The organism is Pararhodobacter sp. SW119, assembly GCF_017811755.1.
Classification (GTDB): domain Bacteria; phylum Pseudomonadota; class Alphaproteobacteria; order Rhodobacterales; family Rhodobacteraceae; genus Pararhodobacter.
In genome coordinates, this window is sequence record NZ_JADDJF010000052.1 from 1 (window position 1) to 18,497 (window position 18,497).

The 18,497-nt window shown below is 66.3% G+C and carries 14 protein-coding genes; 9 read left to right on the forward strand and 5 right to left on the reverse strand.

Annotation, left to right across the window (positions count from 1 at the left end; genetic code table 11):
* Positions 1–13: 13 nt before the first annotated feature.
* Both IM708_RS17580 and IM708_RS17585 read right to left on the reverse strand, forming a co-directional pair.
* Positions 14–2,098, reverse strand: a complete 2,085-nt coding sequence (locus IM708_RS17580) for a DEAD/DEAH box helicase family protein (protein ID WP_245243288.1) — start codon at positions 2,096–2,098, stop codon at positions 14–16.
* A gap of 638 nt (positions 2,099–2,736) precedes the next feature.
* On the reverse strand, positions 2,737–6,513 hold the full coding sequence (locus tag IM708_RS17585) for an AAA family ATPase (protein WP_209427884.1): 3,777 nt from the start codon (positions 6,511–6,513) through the stop codon (positions 2,737–2,739).
* Between the two features lie 549 nt (positions 6,514–7,062).
* Between IM708_RS17585 and IM708_RS17590 the strand changes: the two genes are divergently transcribed.
* The gene (locus IM708_RS17590; RefSeq protein ID WP_209427885.1) at positions 7,063–7,425 is read left to right on the forward strand and encodes a hypothetical protein; all 363 of its coding nucleotides are present in this window, start codon (positions 7,063–7,065) and stop codon (positions 7,423–7,425) included.
* A 248-nt stretch (positions 7,426–7,673) separates the two neighbouring features.
* On the opposite strand, the gene IM708_RS17595 is transcribed toward IM708_RS17590, so the two are convergent.
* Positions 7,674–7,889, reverse strand: coding sequence for a hypothetical protein (locus tag IM708_RS17595; RefSeq protein ID WP_209427886.1), 216 nt, complete (start codon positions 7,887–7,889; stop codon positions 7,674–7,676).
* Between the two features lie 150 nt (positions 7,890–8,039).
* On the opposite strand from IM708_RS17595, the gene IM708_RS17600 reads away from it, so the two are divergent.
* The 7 genes from IM708_RS17600 to IM708_RS17625 all read left to right on the forward strand — a co-directional run bounded on the left by IM708_RS17600 (position 8,040) and on the right by IM708_RS17625 (position 13,936).
* On the forward strand, positions 8,040–9,674 hold the full coding sequence (locus tag IM708_RS17600; RefSeq protein WP_209427887.1) for a hypothetical protein: 1,635 nt from the start codon (positions 8,040–8,042) through the stop codon (positions 9,672–9,674).
* 235 nt (positions 9,675–9,909) lie between these two features.
* Complete coding sequence (locus IM708_RS21405) at positions 9,910–10,125, forward strand: hypothetical protein (protein ID WP_348524994.1); 216 nt, start codon at positions 9,910–9,912, stop codon at positions 10,123–10,125.
* A 137-nt stretch (positions 10,126–10,262) separates the two neighbouring features.
* Positions 10,263–11,408, forward strand: coding sequence for a lytic murein transglycosylase (locus IM708_RS17605; RefSeq protein WP_209427888.1), 1,146 nt, complete (start codon positions 10,263–10,265; stop codon positions 11,406–11,408).
* A gap of 215 nt (positions 11,409–11,623) precedes the next feature.
* Complete coding sequence (locus IM708_RS17610) at positions 11,624–12,445, forward strand: GH25 family lysozyme (protein ID WP_209427889.1); 822 nt, start codon at positions 11,624–11,626, stop codon at positions 12,443–12,445.
* A gap of 108 nt (positions 12,446–12,553) precedes the next feature.
* Entirely contained in the window at positions 12,554–13,012 is a 459-nt protein-coding gene (locus tag IM708_RS17615; protein WP_209427890.1) for an ankyrin repeat domain-containing protein, read from the forward strand.
* Positions 13,013–13,235: 223 nt separating this feature from the next.
* The gene (locus IM708_RS17620) at positions 13,236–13,484 is read left to right on the forward strand and encodes a hypothetical protein (RefSeq protein ID WP_209427891.1); all 249 of its coding nucleotides are present in this window, start codon (positions 13,236–13,238) and stop codon (positions 13,482–13,484) included.
* A gap of 239 nt (positions 13,485–13,723) precedes the next feature.
* Positions 13,724–13,936, forward strand: coding sequence for a hypothetical protein (locus IM708_RS17625; RefSeq protein ID WP_209427892.1), 213 nt, complete (start codon positions 13,724–13,726; stop codon positions 13,934–13,936).
* Positions 13,937–14,417: 481 nt separating this feature from the next.
* Here IM708_RS17625 and IM708_RS17630 read toward each other — a convergent pair whose 3' ends face one another.
* Entirely contained in the window at positions 14,418–17,051 is a 2,634-nt protein-coding gene (locus IM708_RS17630) for an AAA family ATPase (RefSeq protein ID WP_209427893.1), read from the reverse strand.
* A gap of 160 nt (positions 17,052–17,211) precedes the next feature.
* Between IM708_RS17630 and IM708_RS17635 the strand changes: the two genes are divergently transcribed.
* Positions 17,212–17,427, forward strand: coding sequence for a hypothetical protein (locus tag IM708_RS17635; protein WP_209427894.1), 216 nt, complete (start codon positions 17,212–17,214; stop codon positions 17,425–17,427).
* A 796-nt stretch (positions 17,428–18,223) separates the two neighbouring features.
* Here IM708_RS17635 and IM708_RS17640 read toward each other — a convergent pair.
* The coding region (locus IM708_RS17640) for a hypothetical protein (RefSeq protein WP_209427895.1) at positions 18,224–18,497 on the reverse strand (274 nt) is incomplete at its 5' end.

Below are 18,497 nucleotides of genomic sequence, written 5' to 3' on the forward strand. Positions count from 1 at the left end.
CAGTGGGGGCGGATCACTGGTCCTTCAGGTGCTCGAGCGTGAGCTGGTGCCGCTCGCCCACGATGCCGGACATCTGCACCTCGGTCGCGGCCCTCACCTTGTCGGGATCGAGGACGTAAGGCTCCATCCGCGACAGGTCGACGTCCATTCGCTCCTTTGGAAAGTCGGTGCGGTAGCCCTCGACCCGCGGGAAAACGATCTCCAGATGATCGCGTTCGGGGCTGACGGCATGGACATGGACGACTTCGCGCGGCTTCTGGATCGGTGCTGGCTGCCCCTGGTCGGCGAAGTTGAGCCCGTCGATGCCCATAATGTCCGCGTATTCCGTACGGAAAAGGCCAGATTCCGTGTCAACGTCGTAAGACAGGCGGCGCAGCGCACGGCCGATCACCTGCTCGCAGATCAGCCGTGAGCCGAAGGCACGCAGTCCCATGATGTGGGTGACGTTGTTGGCGTCCCAGCCCTCGGTCAGCATCGAGACCGAAACCACGCATCGCAGCTGTTCGCCGAGCCGTCCTTTGCGCCCGACCGTGTTCATGACCTCGCGCAGGATTTCGGCATCACTGATGTCGTCGACACCGCCGCCGCGCGCGGCGCGTTCGCGGCGGAAGGCTTCGATCTCTGCAGCATGCGCATCGCGAAAGGCCTTGTCGATCTCGCTCCCAGCCTCGAGTGCCGCGCTGTCGATCAGGATCGTGCGGGGCTTGTCGAGACGCTGATCGTTGTCGTCGTAGTTTCTGAAGAGTTCGAGCGCGCCCCAGTGAACCCGCTCCAGATCGTCCGCACCGGTTTCGACATAACCGGCGATGTAGTCTCGCAGCAACTCCGAGTTCGTGGTGTTGTTGCAAACGACGATGAAGACCGGCGGAATGCCGATCTGTTCCTTCTTCCAGAGCCGGAACGTCTTCTCGTAATGCCCATAGAGCGCATCCAGCGCCACCTTGAGCTCCACCGGCAGCTTCTGCGGATCCGGTTTGCCTTCGTCTTTCTTCCGCTTGTCCGGCATCCGGTCGCGGATGGTTGGCCAAAGGTTGCGATACATCACCCGCTCGCCATCGGCGCGGTTGTCGGCGATCGGCACGCGCGGCAGCTTGACGATCCCGCATTCGATTGCGTCCATGAGCGAGAAGTCGGTCATCACCCAGGGAAAAAGCGTCCCCTCGGGCCAGTTCGAGCCGGTCAGGAAGAACGGCGTTGCCGAGAGGTCATAGACGACCTTCACACCCTGCTGGCGCTTCAGCGCCTCGAGGCCAGAGATCCACAGCCGCGCAGCCTCGCGGTTCTCGTTTGCCTCCTTGCGCTCATCGCCCGTGAGGCGCGCCTCCTCGGCGACGGGGCGTTCGCGATAGCAGTGATGCGCTTCGTCGTTGATGACCACAACGTCGCGCACACCCATCAGGTTGCCCATTACGCGCTGGATCATCTGTCCTTCGCTTTCGAGCGTCTGTAGCGCCTCGCCATGCCCTTCCAATGCCCGTCGGGTGCCGGTCGCCGCATCCAAGGTCTCGCGCAGCTTGAAGGCATGGTAGTTCGTAATGACGATCTTCGCCCGGTGCATGTCGGGCATCAGGTCGTGCGGCACCAGGCTCAGCTTGGCGTAGTAGCTCTGATCGTCGTTCGGCAGCAACACCCGCAACCGGTCGCGAATGGTGATGCCTGGGGTGACGATAAGGAACCCCTTGCAGAAGCGCCGACTGTTCGCGGCGCGCACGGCATTTAGTGTCTGCCAAGCGATCAGCATCGCCATGACCGTGGTCTTGCCCGCACCGGTGGCGAGCTTGAAGGCGATGCGCGTCAGGTCCGGCGCCGCTGAGGAAGGCGGGGCGCCATCCGGTTGCACGGCGAAATTGTTGGCCGTGACGATCCAGTCGAGAAACCGCTTCCCGCGCTGCCCCAGCTGCGGCGCGACTTCCGCCAGCCAGATCGCCGCCTCGACCGCCTCGATCTGGCAGAAGAATGGGCGGATCGTCTGGCTTTCGTCGCCTTGTATCGCCCGCCAGTGCTGGATCAGGCGCTGAGTGATCGGAGTGACCTTCCATTGCGCGGGATTGGGGAGCCCGCGCCAGGTCTCGAGTTCCTGGCGAAGTTCGTTAACCATCGGTGACGGATTGAACTCGATCGCTTCTGTCGACAGTCTCTCATCGAAGATCAGACTCGGCTGGTGCTTCGACGAGGTGGCCGACGCGCCGGGTAGGGCTGTAACAAGCGCCGACGGGCGTCTGCGTCCGGCGATCTTGTTGGTAGGGTGCCCGTCCCCGTCGAGTTCCCAATGTCGTCCCGGCATTCGATAGGGAGAGTTCAGGATAGGTCTTTCGAAAAAACTGTAAGTCATGCAATCATCAACGCGTCCTGCTCGCCGCGGTCGATCCAAGCAGGGTTTGCAGCACGGGGCAAGAAAAACCCGAAGTCTAAGAAATTTCGTAGGTGGGGATCACGCAACTGGATGAGGTAATTGGTTCGTCATACCTTCGAATTCTGAGCCATGCGCGCTACCGATTGCGATCCTGCGAAAGACATCCGACCGACGGCTCGACGTCCATGGTTCAAGCAGGTGGAAACCGGAAACCCGGAGTGGAAACCCAAATTTTCGTTTGACGCTAGTGGATTCCAGCGCCTACGCCCACCGCATACGCCCGCCGATGGGTAGGACCCGCGCCCGCTGATGGGGGGCACCCCTTTTGCCACGTAAACATGACTGGGCGAGTGCTCGTCGACGATCCGGCTTGCCGTCAGATGTCAACACTCCGAAGTTCCCTGACGAGCGGGACCCTGCAGCGTTCCCATCGCAGCGACAAGCGCCGGGACTGCTGCATGATAGCCGACTGCCCGGGCGCGTTTCGCGAGTTCGGCGAGGGCGGGTCGGTCGGGGTGGCCGAGATGGGCCGCGGCGATCGCTTCTGCGCGACGGATGAGGAAATCTGCCAGACCAACCCGCTCTTCAGCGAAGAATTCGGCCAGTGCAGCGGCATAGGACTGCACGCGCAGCCAGTCGCCTATGCGGATCGCGGCGTCGATGGCAGGCCGGTAGAAGTCGAGCGGATAGGAACCCGCGCCGGAGCGGATCAGCGCCTCGGCTGCCTCCAGCGCCCGGACCGCATCCGCAGGCCGCTGCTCGGCCAGCGCCCGCTGAGCCAGCACCCAGGGCAAGATCCAGGTCACCTTCAGCGCCCGGGCGACCGACTCGCCCTCGGCCAGATGTTCCAGCGCCTCGGCGGGCCGGTCCAGCCCGGTCAGTGCCATCGCCACATAACAGGCGTTGTTCATCACGAAGCGGCGCGCATTCAAGGCCTCGACCAGTTCCCGCCCCCGCCGAGCCCGAGTCAGGGCATCTTCGTACTTCGCCTCGGCGCAATCGACATAGGCCAGCATGTGCTCGGACAGCATTTCGGCTCGCCCGCTGCCCAGTTCCTTCGCCTCGTCACGCACCGCCTCCAGAGTCTGCCGCGCCATGTCGAAGTCAGCGTCGTAAAAACGCAGGTCCGCCCACATCTTTCGGTTGATCAGGGCGTAGCGGCGCAGGCCAAGTTCCTCGCAGATGGCGACACAGTCCCCAAAGGCGCGCTCGGCGGTGCGGAACTTGCCGCAGGCCTGCTCGGCATCGGCCATCGCGCTGAGCGCGCGGGCCTCGAGCAGCCGGTCACCGGTCTGCCGAGCGAGGGCTTGGCATCGCCGGGCGCTGGCGACCGATGCGGCCGCGGCACCCTGTGCGAACAGGACCGTGGCCCGCAGATAGGGGATCATGGCCATGTGCCGCGTGACCGGGCCGTCTCCGGCCAGCCTCTCGGCCTCGTCAAGGCAGGCGAGCGCCTCGTTCAGCCGGTCTAGCCGCAAGAGGCATTCCGCGATCCCCAGCCGACAGGCGCAGAGGGTCTCGGCATCACCCGCAGCCACCTCGCGAAAGACTGCGATGGCGTCCGGGAACTGCTCGAGATCGACCAGAAGCTCGCCATGCAGCAGACGCGCGCGTGCCGCCGTTTCCGCATCCTCGGCCAGCGCCAGCGCCCGCTCTACCAGCCGCAGCGCGCTGCCGGTCCGTGCGGCGCGCCGTTCTGCGCCGGCGGCTCCCAGACAGGCCCCCGCCGCCGCCGGGTCGCCGGCGACGTCCAGATGCTCGGCCCGCATCACGGGATCGCGCCCGTCGAACCAATCGGCCACCCGCCGGTGCATCGCCGCGCGATCGCGCCCGACGATCGAGGCATAGATCCCTTCGCGCACAAGCGCATGGACAAACTGCATCCGTTTGCCAAGCTGGATGACCAGCCCGGTAGCCAGCAGGTCGTCCACGACCGATGTGGCCGAGCCCGCCGCCGCCTCGCAAGCCTCGGGTGGAAAATCCTGACCGAGAACAGCGGCGGCCCTGAGCGCCCCCCGAGCCGGGGCCGGTAGCTGGTCAAGGTCTTCCTGAACCACGCTCTGCACGCTCAGCGGCAATTGCCCGCCCCGCAGGCGCGGTGCGCTGCGCAGCAGATGCTCCAGAAACAGCGGGTTTCCCTGCGCGCGCTGCAGGCAGGATTCGACCAGATCGTCCGGCAGATCGCCGACGCTGGCCGCGAGTCTCCGCGCGGCCTCTGGGCGAAGCGGTGCCAGATCTATCGTGCTGACGCGCGCGCCCGCGCAGCGGCGGCGCCAGGCGGCATCGACGGGATCGTTCTGTGGGCGGGTGGTCAAGACGAAGGCCACCGGCAGATCCCGCGCCGAGTCAGCGAGTTCGGCCAGCAGCGCGACCGCGTCCGGCTCTGCCCAGTGTATATCCTCGACTTGAACCAGTACAGGCGACCGCGCAGCGGCCGCCGCCAGCAGCATGGCCATGACCCGCGCCCGCTCCGCCTGCCTGCCGACCGGATCCAGCGTGGCCAGCATCTCGCGTTCGGCGGCATCGGGCTCGTCCCCGGTCAGGTCGGCCATGATCGCCCGGTCGAGGACGCTGAGCGCTTGGGCGGGGTGGTCGCTCATCCCCCTCGCCAACCGGGCGATCAGCCCTTCGGAGACCCCGGTGCCGAAGTCCAGCGCCCCGACCGTCAGGGTCCGGAAGCCCCCTTCAGCAGCAACGGTTCCGATCTCCTCGACCAGTCTGGTCTTGCCGATCCCGGCCTCGCCACGCACCACCACCACCTCGCATTCACTACGCGCGGCGATGTCGCCCAACAGGTCGCGGATGCGCGCAAACTCCGCGTCCCTTCCCACAAAGGCTGTCAGCGCAGGACGCCGGTCGCCGGTGACCTGTGCGCTGACCCTCCAGTGATGCGGCGTTGCGGCGGGGTCGAACCGGAACAGCCGCAACGTCGCGTCCCGGACCGAGTTCTCCACGACGATGGATTTCCGGGGCACCTGCGCCACCAGGTCCCGGGCGCGCTCGGGCACCTCGCCGACCACATCTGGCACCGTAGCCGCCACGCCCTCGGCCCGGACCCGCCCGGCGGCAATGGCAAGGCTCCAGTCGCGGCCGCCATCGACCAGATTGCTGCTCAGGATCGCCTGGCTGCACAGGATTGCGCGCTCGGCGTCGTTGCTGTGCGACGCGCGGGCACCGAACACGGCCAGAAAACCGCTTCCGGTGTTTTGCAGGACGAGACCGCCATGGTTCCGGACCGTCATGGCGATCTGGTCGCGCTTGTTCACCTCGTCGCCCTCTTCAATTGAGCCGTCCGCATCCGGGCTCGATCCTCTGGGCGGCCGCACGCGGCCGGCTACAGCCACGATAATTCGAAGCTCGGCTGGTGGCACCTCGCCGTCGTCGGTCTGCACCTTCGCTGCCGCGGGCGGGGGCTTATCGTGAACCTGGACGGGCGGTGATGTACCGGGTGTCCATGTACGCAGTTCGGTCGCAAGCTGAAGGGACTCGGTACCCGGCTCGATCGCCAGTTCGGCCTTCAGCCTGTCGCGCATGGCCTCGAAATGGCGCAGTGCAAGCCCACGCTCGCCCGTTGCGGCCAGTGCCCGCATCACCAGCCGGTGCGCGGCCTCGTTGAAATCGTCGAACGCGATCAACCGCAGCCCGATAGCCAGGGCCTTTTCGGCCTGGCCCGCCTCGATCTGTGCCTCGCCCACCTCGGCCAGTCGGTCGCAGAGCAGGCGTGTCCAGCGTACCCGTTCCATCGCGATCCAATCCTCGAACGGTGGCTCGCGCAGTTCCAGTCCCTCGAGCAAGGTGCCCAGACCGAGAAGCCGGTCCGGGTCGCACGGCCCCGCAAGGTCGCGGGCATCGCAAGTGGCCCGTTCCCAGTCCAGCGCCAGCCTGCCACCCCGGCTCATGACGATCTCGGAGGCAGGACCGAGCGCCTTTCGTGCCCCCGCCAGCGCCTGCCGCAGGTTGGCCCGCGCCTGCCCCTCGGGGCTGCGGCTCCACAGCAGCGCTGCGACCTGATCCCTGTCGAGCCCTTGATCCCCGGCCAGCGCGATGATTCCGAACAACGCCTCGACCTTTCGGGTCGGAAACCGCACGAGGCCCTCGCCCTCCACCATAACGCGGATCGGGCCGAGCAGTCCGATACGGCACAGTACCTGGAGGGCCATGAGACGTCGCTCCGGGAGCGTTTTCACACCAGTCCGGACGATTTTACGCCCATTTCACGTCCCTGACTACGGGCGCGGAGCGCCCCTGCGCGACAGTCGTCCCATCGACCCGACCAAGCAAACCGAAAGGATGGAACGATGTGGCAGAACATGGATGCGAAGATGTGCCTGCGGCTGCACGAGCAGGACCTAGCCCGTGCGATGACCGCGGCCCGAGGCCACGGTCCCGCCGAACCTGCAAGGCGATCCGTTCCGGGCCGTCTCTTCGCAATCCCGGCCGCCCTCGCGAGAGCGTTCAAGGCCCTACTTGCTTCCGCTCGCGCGGCGCGCGGATCGACGGGATCGGCGTCCTGATCGCCAAGACCACGGAGTGCCGCCCTGCGTTTCTACCGATTACACCGGTGGGACGGCCGTTCCCCGGCCCGGCAGCCAGGCGCCGGGCGATCATTGACCCGACGCGCGTGACCGTCGCCCTGCGTCCATCATCCGTGCCGCTACCCGGCCGAAATTGAGCCCGATGACCACGAGACACTGGAAAGGACCAAGATCATGAAAATCGCCATCGCACTTGCCGCCTTTGCAACCGCCGTCGTTGCCCAGCCTGCCATAGCATTTGACACGCCGAGCCCGCGCGCCGACAGCCGCGTCAGCTGCCTCTTCGGAGCCGGGCAGGTTAACGAAATCGGCGGACCCGATGATGTCCGCGCCAATCCCAATGGCTTCTATGTGATCGGGCTCGCCGAGCAGATTCCGTTAGGCGATGCGCGGATCGTCTTTACCAACGCCGCCTCGCCTCATCTCTGCACCCGGCAGTCCGCGACGCCGCAGATGGATACAACGAACGTTATCCTGAACGCCAACCGACGGACCACTTCCTGGCTGTTCGTCCCGTTCCACCCGATGGGGTGGTGAGCCCTCCTAAGGGCTTGGCTCGCTGTGCGCAGCTTGTCCTCCGGGGGGCAAGCTGTGGGTGCCGAGCCCGAGCTCGGCGCATCACTCCGCGTCGCGTGCAGGCCGTATCCGCCCCATCATGTTCGCGTCACAGAACCTGCTATGGATGACGACGAAGTCGCGCATCACCCCTTCGCACGGTATTCAAAGGCACGTATCAGGAGCGGCGGTTGCTTCGGCGCCCCGGCGGCCATATACGTCGCCCGCTTTCAGACTTTCGCCTTTCGCGTGACCTCCCCGCCCCAACGTTCAAGCCCCATGTCGTCGAGCCGGTGATCGTCGATGGTCTTCATCCTTTGCGCATCGCGCCAACGACGGTCGATCTCGAACAGTCGGTCGCGCAGCCGGACCCAAAGGGGCAGTGCCGCGGTGCCGCAGCGCGAGTGAACACGGATGGCGCGGTGTTCTCCTGTCAGCGATGTCATGGCCGTTCCTCCTTTGGCGAGTGATCCGCAGGCCAAGTTTCCCCCCTCGCCGCAAAGGGTCCGCAAAAAACTTCGTGAAATCCGCGCCGCTGCGTACAATGCTTCCGCAAGAAAGCGCCGGGGAATCGCAAGAATGCGCGGGCAACGGAGATGAACTCGGGGGACTTCGGCCCGGTGTTGCGCGTCGCGCCCTGGGGGCCCCTGCGCATCGCGACCGCTCCCGGCCGCGATCTTCCGAAACTGTCACGCCGCGCGCAGGGGATGCTCGCCTTCCTCTCCCAGCAACCGGGGCTTCGCGCCGAACGCGGGGAACTCGCCGATCTACTTTGGAGCAACCGGTCCGAGGCACAGGCGCGCGGCTCGTTGCGACAGGAACTGGCGGTGCTGCGACGGGTGCTGCCAAATGGGATACTGCAGGCGGACCGGCAGTCGGTCTGGCTCGAACCAGCGAGGGTGGAGGTGGATGGCGCGGGCGACGGCGACTTCCTGCAGGGGTTCGATCTGCCCTCGGAGGGGTTCGAGGACTGGCTGCGGCGCATGCGATCGCGGGCGTCGCAGCGGGTGGCTGCGCCCGTCGAGGCACACGAGATGCGGCGTTCCTGCTTGGCGGTTCTGCCGTTCGACGACCTGGATGGCGCACAGGATCCCTTTGCCGACGGGATCGTCGAAGAGATATCGGGTGCCCTGAGCCGCGCCCGGGATTTCCACGTAATCGCCCGGCAATCGGCCGCGGCATTGGGCGGCGAGGCGATGGACGTGACCGAGGCCGCCGGGCGGTTGGAGGCAGATTACCTGCTTCAGGGCAGCGTGCGTCGTGTCGGCGACCGAGTCCGGATCGCCGTGCAACTGGTGCGGGGCCGTGACGCCCACACGCTCTGGTCGGAGCGGTTCGACGACCGGATCGACGACCTCTTCGAACTCCAGGACCGGATCGCCATGCAGGTGGCTGGGCAGGTTTCACCCAGCGTCCGCAATGCCGAGATCGAGCGAGCGCGGTCGACGCCGCCGCAGAACCGCTCGGCCTACGATCTTGTGCTGCTCGCCTATCCCCGCTTCTGGACGCTGCGCCCAGACGACAATCTGGAGGCCGAGCGTCTGGTCTCGATGGCGCTGAATCATGCCGCTGATTACGCGCCGGCGTTGGCGCTAAAGGCTTGGATACTGACGCAACGGGTGACCGACATGTGGTCGCACCACCCGCGGGGGGAACGCGCACGGGCGCTCGATTTGGCCGAGTGCGCCTTGCGGCATGCCGGCAATCATGTTCCCAGCCTGGTGGCGGCGGGCGCCGCACTGGCGCAGGCGGGGACCGATCCGCGCCGCGCACGGTTGACGATCGAGCATGCGCTGCGCCTAGACCCCAACAACGCTTGGGGTTGGCTGCGCATGGGCTGGCTGCACCAGTTCGTCGGTGAGGGCCCGGAAGCGATCACCTGTTTTGACAGGGCCGAGCGTCTGAGTCCGCTCGATCCGTTCTTGCACGAAATCCATTTCGGCCGCGCCGCGACACTATACCGTTGTTGCGGCGAGTCCGAACGCGGTATCGCCCTTATCGAGGACGGGCTGCGCCGGTTCCCGGACATCGTCTGGCCCTACCGCATGCTAGCCGTCGCCCATGCCCGCGCAGGGCGGATTGAGAGCGCACGCGCAGCGGGGGCCGAACTTCTCCGGCGCCTGCCGCATCTGAGCATCGCCTATCTGCACGAGGCCCTGCCGCCCATCGCACTGGCCGCGACGGACGGCTACATGGAGATGTTGCGCCTGTCCGGTATCCCCGAAACCTAGAGTGGCGATCCGTCCCCCTAGCCAGCGGGTCCGCGGCGGGAAGCGCGAACGGCTAGTCTGGGCTCCAAGCAGCCGTTCGCCTGACGTTCTTATGGTATGGCGGCACTGTCGGCATGATGCCGACGGCGCGGCGGACGGGGCGGAGCGGCGGACGGGGCGGAGCGGAGGAACCACCATGCCCACAGAAAACCTTCCCGCCATCCGCGCCTGTCGGCCCGCCTGAAACAAGGGCCGCATTGTTGGCCAGAAGCGCGCGCTCCTGCCGAAGCACGTCTGGGCCATTCGGGTACGCCTCGAGATCGCGAACCGGCTTAGGGAACTTGCGCTCTTCGACTTCGCAATCGACGCGGTCCAGCTTCTGCTGGGCCATACCAAGATGGACAGCACCGTCCGCTACCTCGGCGTCGAGCTTGAAGACGCCTTGGCGATCTCGGAGGCGGTGGAAATCTGACTGGCAGGGCCGTTCGGCAAGGACGGCCCAGACCGGCCATTGACTGCCCATGGCAACGCAACTCGGAGTTACGGCATTGTGCGCCAAGCGACTTCGCCGCACAATGAATGAAAACGCATTGAGAGGTGAGCAGACGGATGCAGATCAATCGACGCCTGTTCGGGCTGGGGCTCGTGAGCCTTGGCCTTTCAGCTTGTTCAGGTCCTTTCCTAGGCAGCAGGAGCGCCAGCACCGTGGCGGACTTGCCTGCCGATCTGCGGCCCGTGCCGAACAGCGCCTATGACGCTTGGGTGGCTTCGTTTCGCGGGCGTGCAGCGGAGCAGGGCATCGCGCAATCCACGCTTTCTGCGGCTTTCCAGGGCACGGGCTACCTGCCCGGCGTTGTCACGCGCGACCGCAGCCAGACCGAATTCAGCCGCACGCTCGAGGATTACCTCTCCATCGCCGTGTCCGAGGAGCGGGTGCAGAAGGGTCGCGCCGCCTTTGCGCGGCATCGAGGGACACTGAGCGCGATCGAAAACCGTTACGGCGTCGACGCCCAGGTCGTCACGGCGATCTGGGGGCTGGAGAGCTTCTATGGCGAACGGCGGGGGGATGTGCCGGTGATCTCGGCCACCTCGACGTTGGCCTTTGACGGGCGGCGCGGACGGTTCTTTGAGCAGCAGCTGCTCGCGGCGCTCCGGATCCTGCAGAACGGTGACGTGCCGGCCGCACGCATGACCGGAAGTTGGGCGGGCGCGATGGGACACACCCAGTTCATTCCCACGTCGTATCTGCAATTCGCGGTGGACTTCACCGGCGATGGGCGGCGCGACATCTGGTCTGACGATCCGTCCGACGCGCTGGCCTCGGCGGCGGCGTATCTGCAACGCAATGGCTGGACACGTGGGCTGCGGTGGGGCGGCGAGGTTGGTAGTGGCGGACCATCCGGCACGGTGATCCAGCCGCAGCCAGGTGGGCCCCGCTTCAACACGACAAGCAATTTCCGCGTGATCAAGCGCTACAACAACTCCGATGCCTACGCGATTGGCGTTGGGCATCTGGCCGACCGGATCGGCGGGGCCGGGCCTTTGCGGGGCAGTTTTCCGCCCGATGCCCACGGGCTGACCAAGGCGGATCGGATCACCTTGCAGCAGCGGCTCACGGCACGCGGGTTCGACACGCAGGGTGCGGACGGGGTGATCGGCAACAACACCGAGGCCGCCATCCGCGCTTATCAGGCGAGCCGAAGCCTGCCTGTGACCGGAACGCCGTCGCAGGCGCTGCTGCAAAGCTTGCTATAGCAGGGGATTGCCGCCCCCCGGGCTACCGGCCGGTTCAAGATCCACGGGTCCCGGTGTCTTGCAGGGCTGCTTGCGCTTCAGTCGATGGCGCTCTGGCGGGCGCACCTGCCAGCGCATCGGGCTCGCGCGGAGTTGATCCCTGCCGCGTGCTATCCCGGTGACATCGCCGCTCGTCCTTGGCAAACAGACTTCCACCCAGACTGGGCGGAGGCGCGATGCGATTTGCTGTCCGGTATCTGAAGTTTTTTCTGCCTCTGCTCGCTTTGGCCTGCGCCGGGCCCGAGAGCAGGGATTATCCCGCACCTCCCGCCGCGACCCGGGCCGAGGCCGTCGCTGCCGCGGTGCGACCGGTTGCCGTCGCCTTTCCTGCATTCGGCGACACCAAACCCCATCCGTGGGACGGGCGCGCGCCTTCGGCCTATCCCGTCCATGGCATCGACGTCTCGCGCTGGCAGGGCGCGATAGATTGGCCAGTTGTGCGCGCCGGCGGCATCGCATTCGCATATCTCAAGGCGACCGAGGGCGGCGATCACGCCGACCCCATGTTCCCAGACAACTGGCAGGGCGCCGCTCGCGCCGGCGTGCCACGCGGGGCCTATCACTTCTTCTACTTCTGCCGCCCGGCTGAGGAACAGGCGCGCTGGTTCATCCAGCACGTGCCGCGCGACCCGGCCGCCTTGCCGCCGGTGCTCGACCTCGAATGGAACCACAAGTCGCGCACCTGCATCCGCCGCCCCGACCCGGCCACGGTCCGGGCGGAGGCGGCGCGATTCCTCGACATCCTGACCGCGCATTACGGGCAGCGCCCGGTGGTCTACACCACGGTCGACTTCTATCGCGACACCGGCATTGGTGCCCTGCCGCGGACCGAGTTCTGGCTGCGCTCGGTCGCGGGCCACCCTTCGACAGTTTATCCGGGTCAGCAATGGGCGTTCTGGCAATACACCGGCACCGGGCTCGTCCCCGGTATCCGGGGGCCGGTGGACATCAACGTATTTGCCGGCTCGGTCGCCGATTGGAACCGGTGGCGCAACTGAACGATCCGCATGCCCCTGACAGACCGAGATACCGGCGAGACCTGCTGATGTTCGAGTACATTGTTAAGCGCGACATATCTGCGGTTCGTTCGCCTGCTACCGACTGACATGCTCGACGCGCGCGACTACCTCGGGCAGACGGCGTTGATGCTGGCAGCGGATCGCAAGGACGCAGCGTTCTTGAGGATCCTCAGAGCGCACGGGGTCGATCTGGATGCTCAGGATACGCTCGGGCGCACGGCGCTGCACGCTGCGGTGCGATCCAATGCGCCCGACTGCTTCGAGATGTCGCTCGCCGCTGGCGCCAATCCGACGCTTTCGACATGCGAGGGCAAGACCCCGGCGATCTACGCTGCCGAGTTCGGTCGTGCGCAGATCTTCCAGCGGAGACTGGCGCACCTTGCGCGGCCGGTCACCGAAGAGGAATTGCGCAAGGCTCGCGAAATCGCGGTGCGTAACGCGAATGCCTACAAGGCATACCGAAGCGAGTATCGAAGGCATTGCGTGGAACTGAGCGGTCGGTCAGCCTTCAAGGAGATCATAGCCGGATCGAGCAAGAGTGCCTGACCGCCCTTGCCCCCCCCAGCCGGGGTGGCCCCACTCCCGGCACTCACCGCATCAACCGGCGGTCTGGCAGCTCGCCGAAATCTGAGCTGGGACAATTCGGTTTCTTGTGAGCAGGGTAATGATGGGGCTGCAGTCGCCCAGCGCGGGTTCGATCCGTTTCGACGGCGTGGCACTCTCTGGCCAACCGGCGGGCCATCCCGCCGCGACCCGCTGGCGGATGCAGATGATCTTTCAGAACCCGCTCGCCAGCCTCTACCCGCGCTGGCGCGTCGCGCGCATCATCGGCGAGCAGATGAAGAGTTCGGCACCCATCCAGATACCACCGAGCGGCGCAAAGAGGTCGACCGCCTGCTGGAATTCGTCGATCTGGCCGCTGTCGACGGCGACAATTCCCGCACGACTTTTCGGGAGGACAGCGGCAGCGCATATCAATCGCGCGCGCCGTGTCGACGAAGCCGGGTCAGTTGAGTAGCTCCCCATGCACCAAAGTGCGAACCCGCGAACCCGAGGTGCGAACCCAAATTTTTGCTTAGACGCTAGGGAGTTAACGCGCCAACGCCCACCGCATGCGGCTGCCGTCTGGAAGGACCCGCGCCGGCCGACAGGGGCTCCCCTCCTGACATTCCCGCAATGAGTTGCTCGCTTCACGCGCTCAGTGGCAATGCCAATGAAAGCTCCGCCCGGAATTGCTACCCTGCCGTCGAGGGTGCTGTGCCAGGCGATTTCGTCGCATGGCCCGCTGCACTTGCCGCCCGGCCACGCGATCGCGCCCAGCGCATTTGGGATCCAAATTACCTCATGCCGGATTCGGCTGATAAGTTCGTGCATGGGACTTGCAAGCTGCTCGACCTGAAGAAGCTCGACGTCATACGGATGCGCGACTGCTCGGCGACCCTGGACAAGCTTCTGGCGTTGCGAGACTGACGAACCATCCGTTCGCGTCCGCCGTTGCCGACGTTATCGGCCCTGAGCCGACTTCCTGCCACCACCGCAATGCCCTGCTGCAGCCTTACCAGATCGGCGATTAGTGGATCGCGCAGCCTTTTCCAAGTGCGAGCGTCGGCAGCGCAGACTCAACCGGCCTTTCGCTGCGGCTGCTCCGTGTTTGTTCGCAGCTGCGGCGACACCTACGTGTAGGGCGGGGAGCGGCCATTGGCGACTGGAGCGACGCGACAGCCACATCTGCTAAAGCGGACGGCCTCGGCGAACATCGCCGAGGGTCGACGGACCGGCGCGTCTGCAATCGCCGCGCGCGCCGCCGCTTCGCCGAGGCCGCACACATAGGACGGGAACAGGTGGAGTCACGTCAGCTATTGTGTTTGCCGTCTCTACATTTGGCACGGGGCACACTCCCGTATCATATCCTCTGTTCGGGCTGCACCGCTGGATGCCATTCACGCCCCCTCTAATCCGCCTGGGTGGCGAGCGGGCGCGCCTGGGCGAGCCAACCGGCGTCGCGTGCTCGCGCCGCGGCTTCGCCACGCGTCGCGACCTCGAGCTGCGCAAGGATCGCCGAGACATGGTGATCGACGGTCTTCGGTGAGATGAACAAGCGCGCCCCGATTTCGGCGTTGGAAAGGCCTTCGTTCAGCAGGCGCAGCACGTCCAGCTGGCGTTGGGTGAGTCCGGCGGGATTGTCCAGTGTAGCGGCGCGTCGCCTCGGTGGAGCACTGACATCGATCCCCCGGTCGTGCGCAGTCGCGCGCGCGTGCTCCAGCGCCGCCGCTGCGTTGAGTTTCTGAAGGATCTTCATTGCCTGGGCGACCGCTTCGGCGTCACCCTCGGCCAGCGCAAGCGCCTCCCGGTAGGGGTCGCCAATGCGCGCCCATTCCTCCGCCGCCACCCGCCAGTCGCCCGCGAACGAGGCGAGATAAGGCGCATGGACGCCGTCGAGCGGCCCGAGCGGCCGCTCGGGATCGATGCGGCGCTGCCAGTCGAACAGCTCTTCCCGAAACACGGGCGGGCACGGCATTGTCAAGGCGCGATCGATCCAGGCTTGGGCAGTCTCGCGCGCCTCCAGTCCCAGGCAGGCGAGTTCGGCAAACAGGCAGGCCACGTCCATGACGTGCCGCACGTCCTCCTCCTCGCCAAGCAGGGTGACGATCTCCGCCAGCATCCTGTCGTCGACCGGTGCGCCGCGACGCATCGCCACCCGGGCAACGGTCAGCCGGGCCATGATGGCGGGCGAGGATTGCTCGCCTTGCTCGGCGATCAGCGCGTCTGATTCCGCCACGGCCTCGTCCCATCGGCCGGCGCGGTCCAGAACATGGACGCGGAAGGCGCGCGCGAAATCCGTTTGCTGAAAGACCTCCAGTTCATAGCTCGTCGCGATCGACTGCTCGTAAAGATCCAGGGCAGCCGGATAATCCAGGAAGAAATAGAAATGTATGACCCCGCTGTTGCTGAGGGTGCGGGTCAGCGTGAAGCCGAAGCGTCCGCGGCGGGAAATGGCCAGGCTTTCCGCCGCATGGGCCCGCAGTTCGGCAACTGTCCCCGATGCCAGCATGCAAAGCGTGCCCAGCACATGCGCCACGATCTCGTCCTCGCCAAGACGACGCGCCAATGAGAGTGCCTGCCGGCACAGATCGTCGCTAAGCTCCGTCTCGGCGTCCGCCATGGCGATCTGCGCCCGATTGGCGAGCGCCATGGCGCGCTCGGGCGTGGCGCTGTCGGCGAGGATCGCGATGGCCTCATCTCCCACGGCGCGGGCCACCGCCTTGCGGCCCATCTGCCAGTGCAGCCGGGAGATCCGCTGAAGAATTCGCCCCGCCGCGAGCGTATCCCGCGCCCGATCGATCAGAGCCAGAGCCCGCTCGAAGAACGCGAGCGCGTCGCGCAGGCGGGCGACCGTATGGCAGGCCACGCCGGCATCCCATAGGAGCGCGGCGAAGTCGCTGGTTGCATCCTCGTCGGCCAGTTCAACCGCAAGGCTCAGGTATTCGGCGGCCTGACGGTGGGCGCCGGCCGCCACCGCCTCGCGTCCCGCAAGGGGCGCGAGGCGCGCCATCGGCTCTCGGTCGCCGGCGCCGCGCGCATGGTGCAGCAAGCGCGCAATAGGCGCTCCTCCCGCCGCCTGCATTGCCGAGAGGACCTCGGCGTTGAGGCGCCTGCGGCGGCGCGGGCGCAGCGCCGTCTCGACCGCCTGCCGGGCGATCTCGTGACGGAACGCGAGATGCGTACCCGTGTCCTCGATCAGCTCCGCAGCCATGGCCGCGTCGATGGCGTCCTCGCCGTCCCCGATCCCGGCGGCATCGAGCGCCCACGCGCGTTCGGCCCGGCGAGGAAACACCGAGACTGCCTCGATCAGCGCCTTCGCCTCGGCGGGGAGCCGGCCAATCCGCTCAAGGAGTGCATCCTGCACACCGCGAAGTCCGTCGGCTCCTCCTCCGCGCAGGAGCTCGGTGACGTAGAAGGCGTTTCCGCCGGTGACGCGGTACAGTTCCTGCGCCGGCCAGTCGCTGCCGGCGGCGAGTTGTGCAACCGCCGCCTCCGAAAGCGGCTGAAGCGCAATCCGGGTCACGTCTGCGGGCGACACGCCGCCCAGCGCGCGACGGATCTGCGGGCGCCCCTCGCTCTCGCCATCGCGCGCGGTCAGGACCAGTAGCAGCCGCCGGTCGTGCAGCCGCCGCGCAGCGAACCGGATGAAGTCGAGCGTCGCTTCGTCGGCCCAGTGCAGATCCTCGATCATCAGGACAGAGGCGCGGCCGGGCGCCTCAAGCCGGTCGAGAAAGCTGCCGAACACGGCCAGCCGTTCGCGCTCGGTTCGCAAAAGCGCGTCGAGGTCGATGCCCGCCGCGCGCGACAGGTCGTATAGCGGGCCCAGCGGTTCGGCGATCGACAGATCCTCGCACGCGCCATGCAGCACGCAGGTGTGATCGATCTGAGCCTCGAAGGCTCGCAAGAGCGTGGTCTTTCCGGCGCCCGCCTCGCCGGTAACGAGGACGAGGTGCCCGAGACCCTCACTGGCCGCTCGCGCACTCCGCGCGAGTTGGGCCAAGAGCGCGTCGCGTTCCAGAAACGGATGTTCCAGAGTCCCCATCGCTCACCATACCCTGCGCGGCTGACCGGAGTATAGGGAAAGTTCGCGACAAGAAATGGGGAAGCAGCGGCACGAAAATGGGGAGATGTCCCGACGCGTCGTCCGCCGGAATGGTGCAGGATCAGGGCAATGATCAGTCATCGAACCAAGGATCTCTGCCATGACCGACATGCCCCACACCTCCGCCGCTCACACCCCCGCCACAATGACGACCGCCGCCTTTTCCTGGCTGGTCGCGGCGCTGTCGCCGCGCCGCGACCGGAAAGCCGCACACGAGGAGTCTCAGGAAAGTCCGCGCGACCGGGAACGCCGCCTTGAGGCCGCCATCCACCGCCGCGAAGAGCTGCGTTCTGCCGTGCGCGCCTTGCTGCGCTGATAAACTCGAGGCGGCATCTCGTACCAGGTCACCGCGATAGCTGGGCTTTGATCGTGCATCAGTCGAGGCAACGATGCCGTCCCTGTAGCCAGCGGCGATCATTAGCGCTTACCCCGCCTCCCACGCCGGATGCACCGGGGCCCTTCGCCCTTTCGGCGCCCGGAAAACTGGCGGCCTTTGCCGCGTCAGGCGGATTGGAAACGACCGAGGTAATGGACATCGAGAGCCCCTGGATCTACCCGCATCTGGAAGCGCTTCGAGGGCTCGCGTTGTCGGGCGTTGCCGCACACGCAACCCGTCACGCTGGAGCAACAGCTGTCGACGCAGCGCACGCCAAGGCCGTAGCGCCATTCCGCCAATCCGATGGCAGCCATCATATCGGTGCAACCTTCAAGGTCTGCTTCACAAGGCGTGCCAGGGCATTATGCTTCCGGATTGACATGCGGCAAGCGGCTGCGATGCCTCGAAGCGGGACGGCATCGCCAACGGATACCAAGAATTAGAAGACGACGACAGTGAACTTGCGGCCGGTGTCCTATAAGTCGGAATGGCTCCTCCTTGCGGCCAGCTCTTTGCATTTCGTGGTGCAGGAGGCGACGACTCCGCTCATGTCGCCAGGCGCCGTTTGGAAACCTCCGGTTACTTTCAGTCAGGCTGGAGCGAAGGGCGAGGATAAGCAGGTGTAGTAACGTGATCGGCCCTCAGCAGACGTTCAGGCTCGAACGCGCTCTGAGTAGCAGCAAGTCGAGGCGGACCTCCCCGGCAAACCCTTCCGTACCGCTGGGCGCGTGCTGCGTCAGGTCGCAGGTTTCCGTGCGATCAGCGTGACGAAGGGCAGAAAGCCATAGAGCGTCCCGGCCTCGGCGCGGCGGAGGTACTCATTTTCCAGCGCCTCGGCGAGCGGTCGGCCGATCACGCCCTCCTCGACCAGTCGTGCGCCCGACATCCGTACCCAGACAAGGTTGCCCATGCCTTCGGTCACGACGCGGTTGGCGGTGCCGAACTGCTCGACGACCAGTCCGGCGCGCGCGGCCAGGGGCTTCAGCTTGCCCGTCAGCCAGGCATCGGTC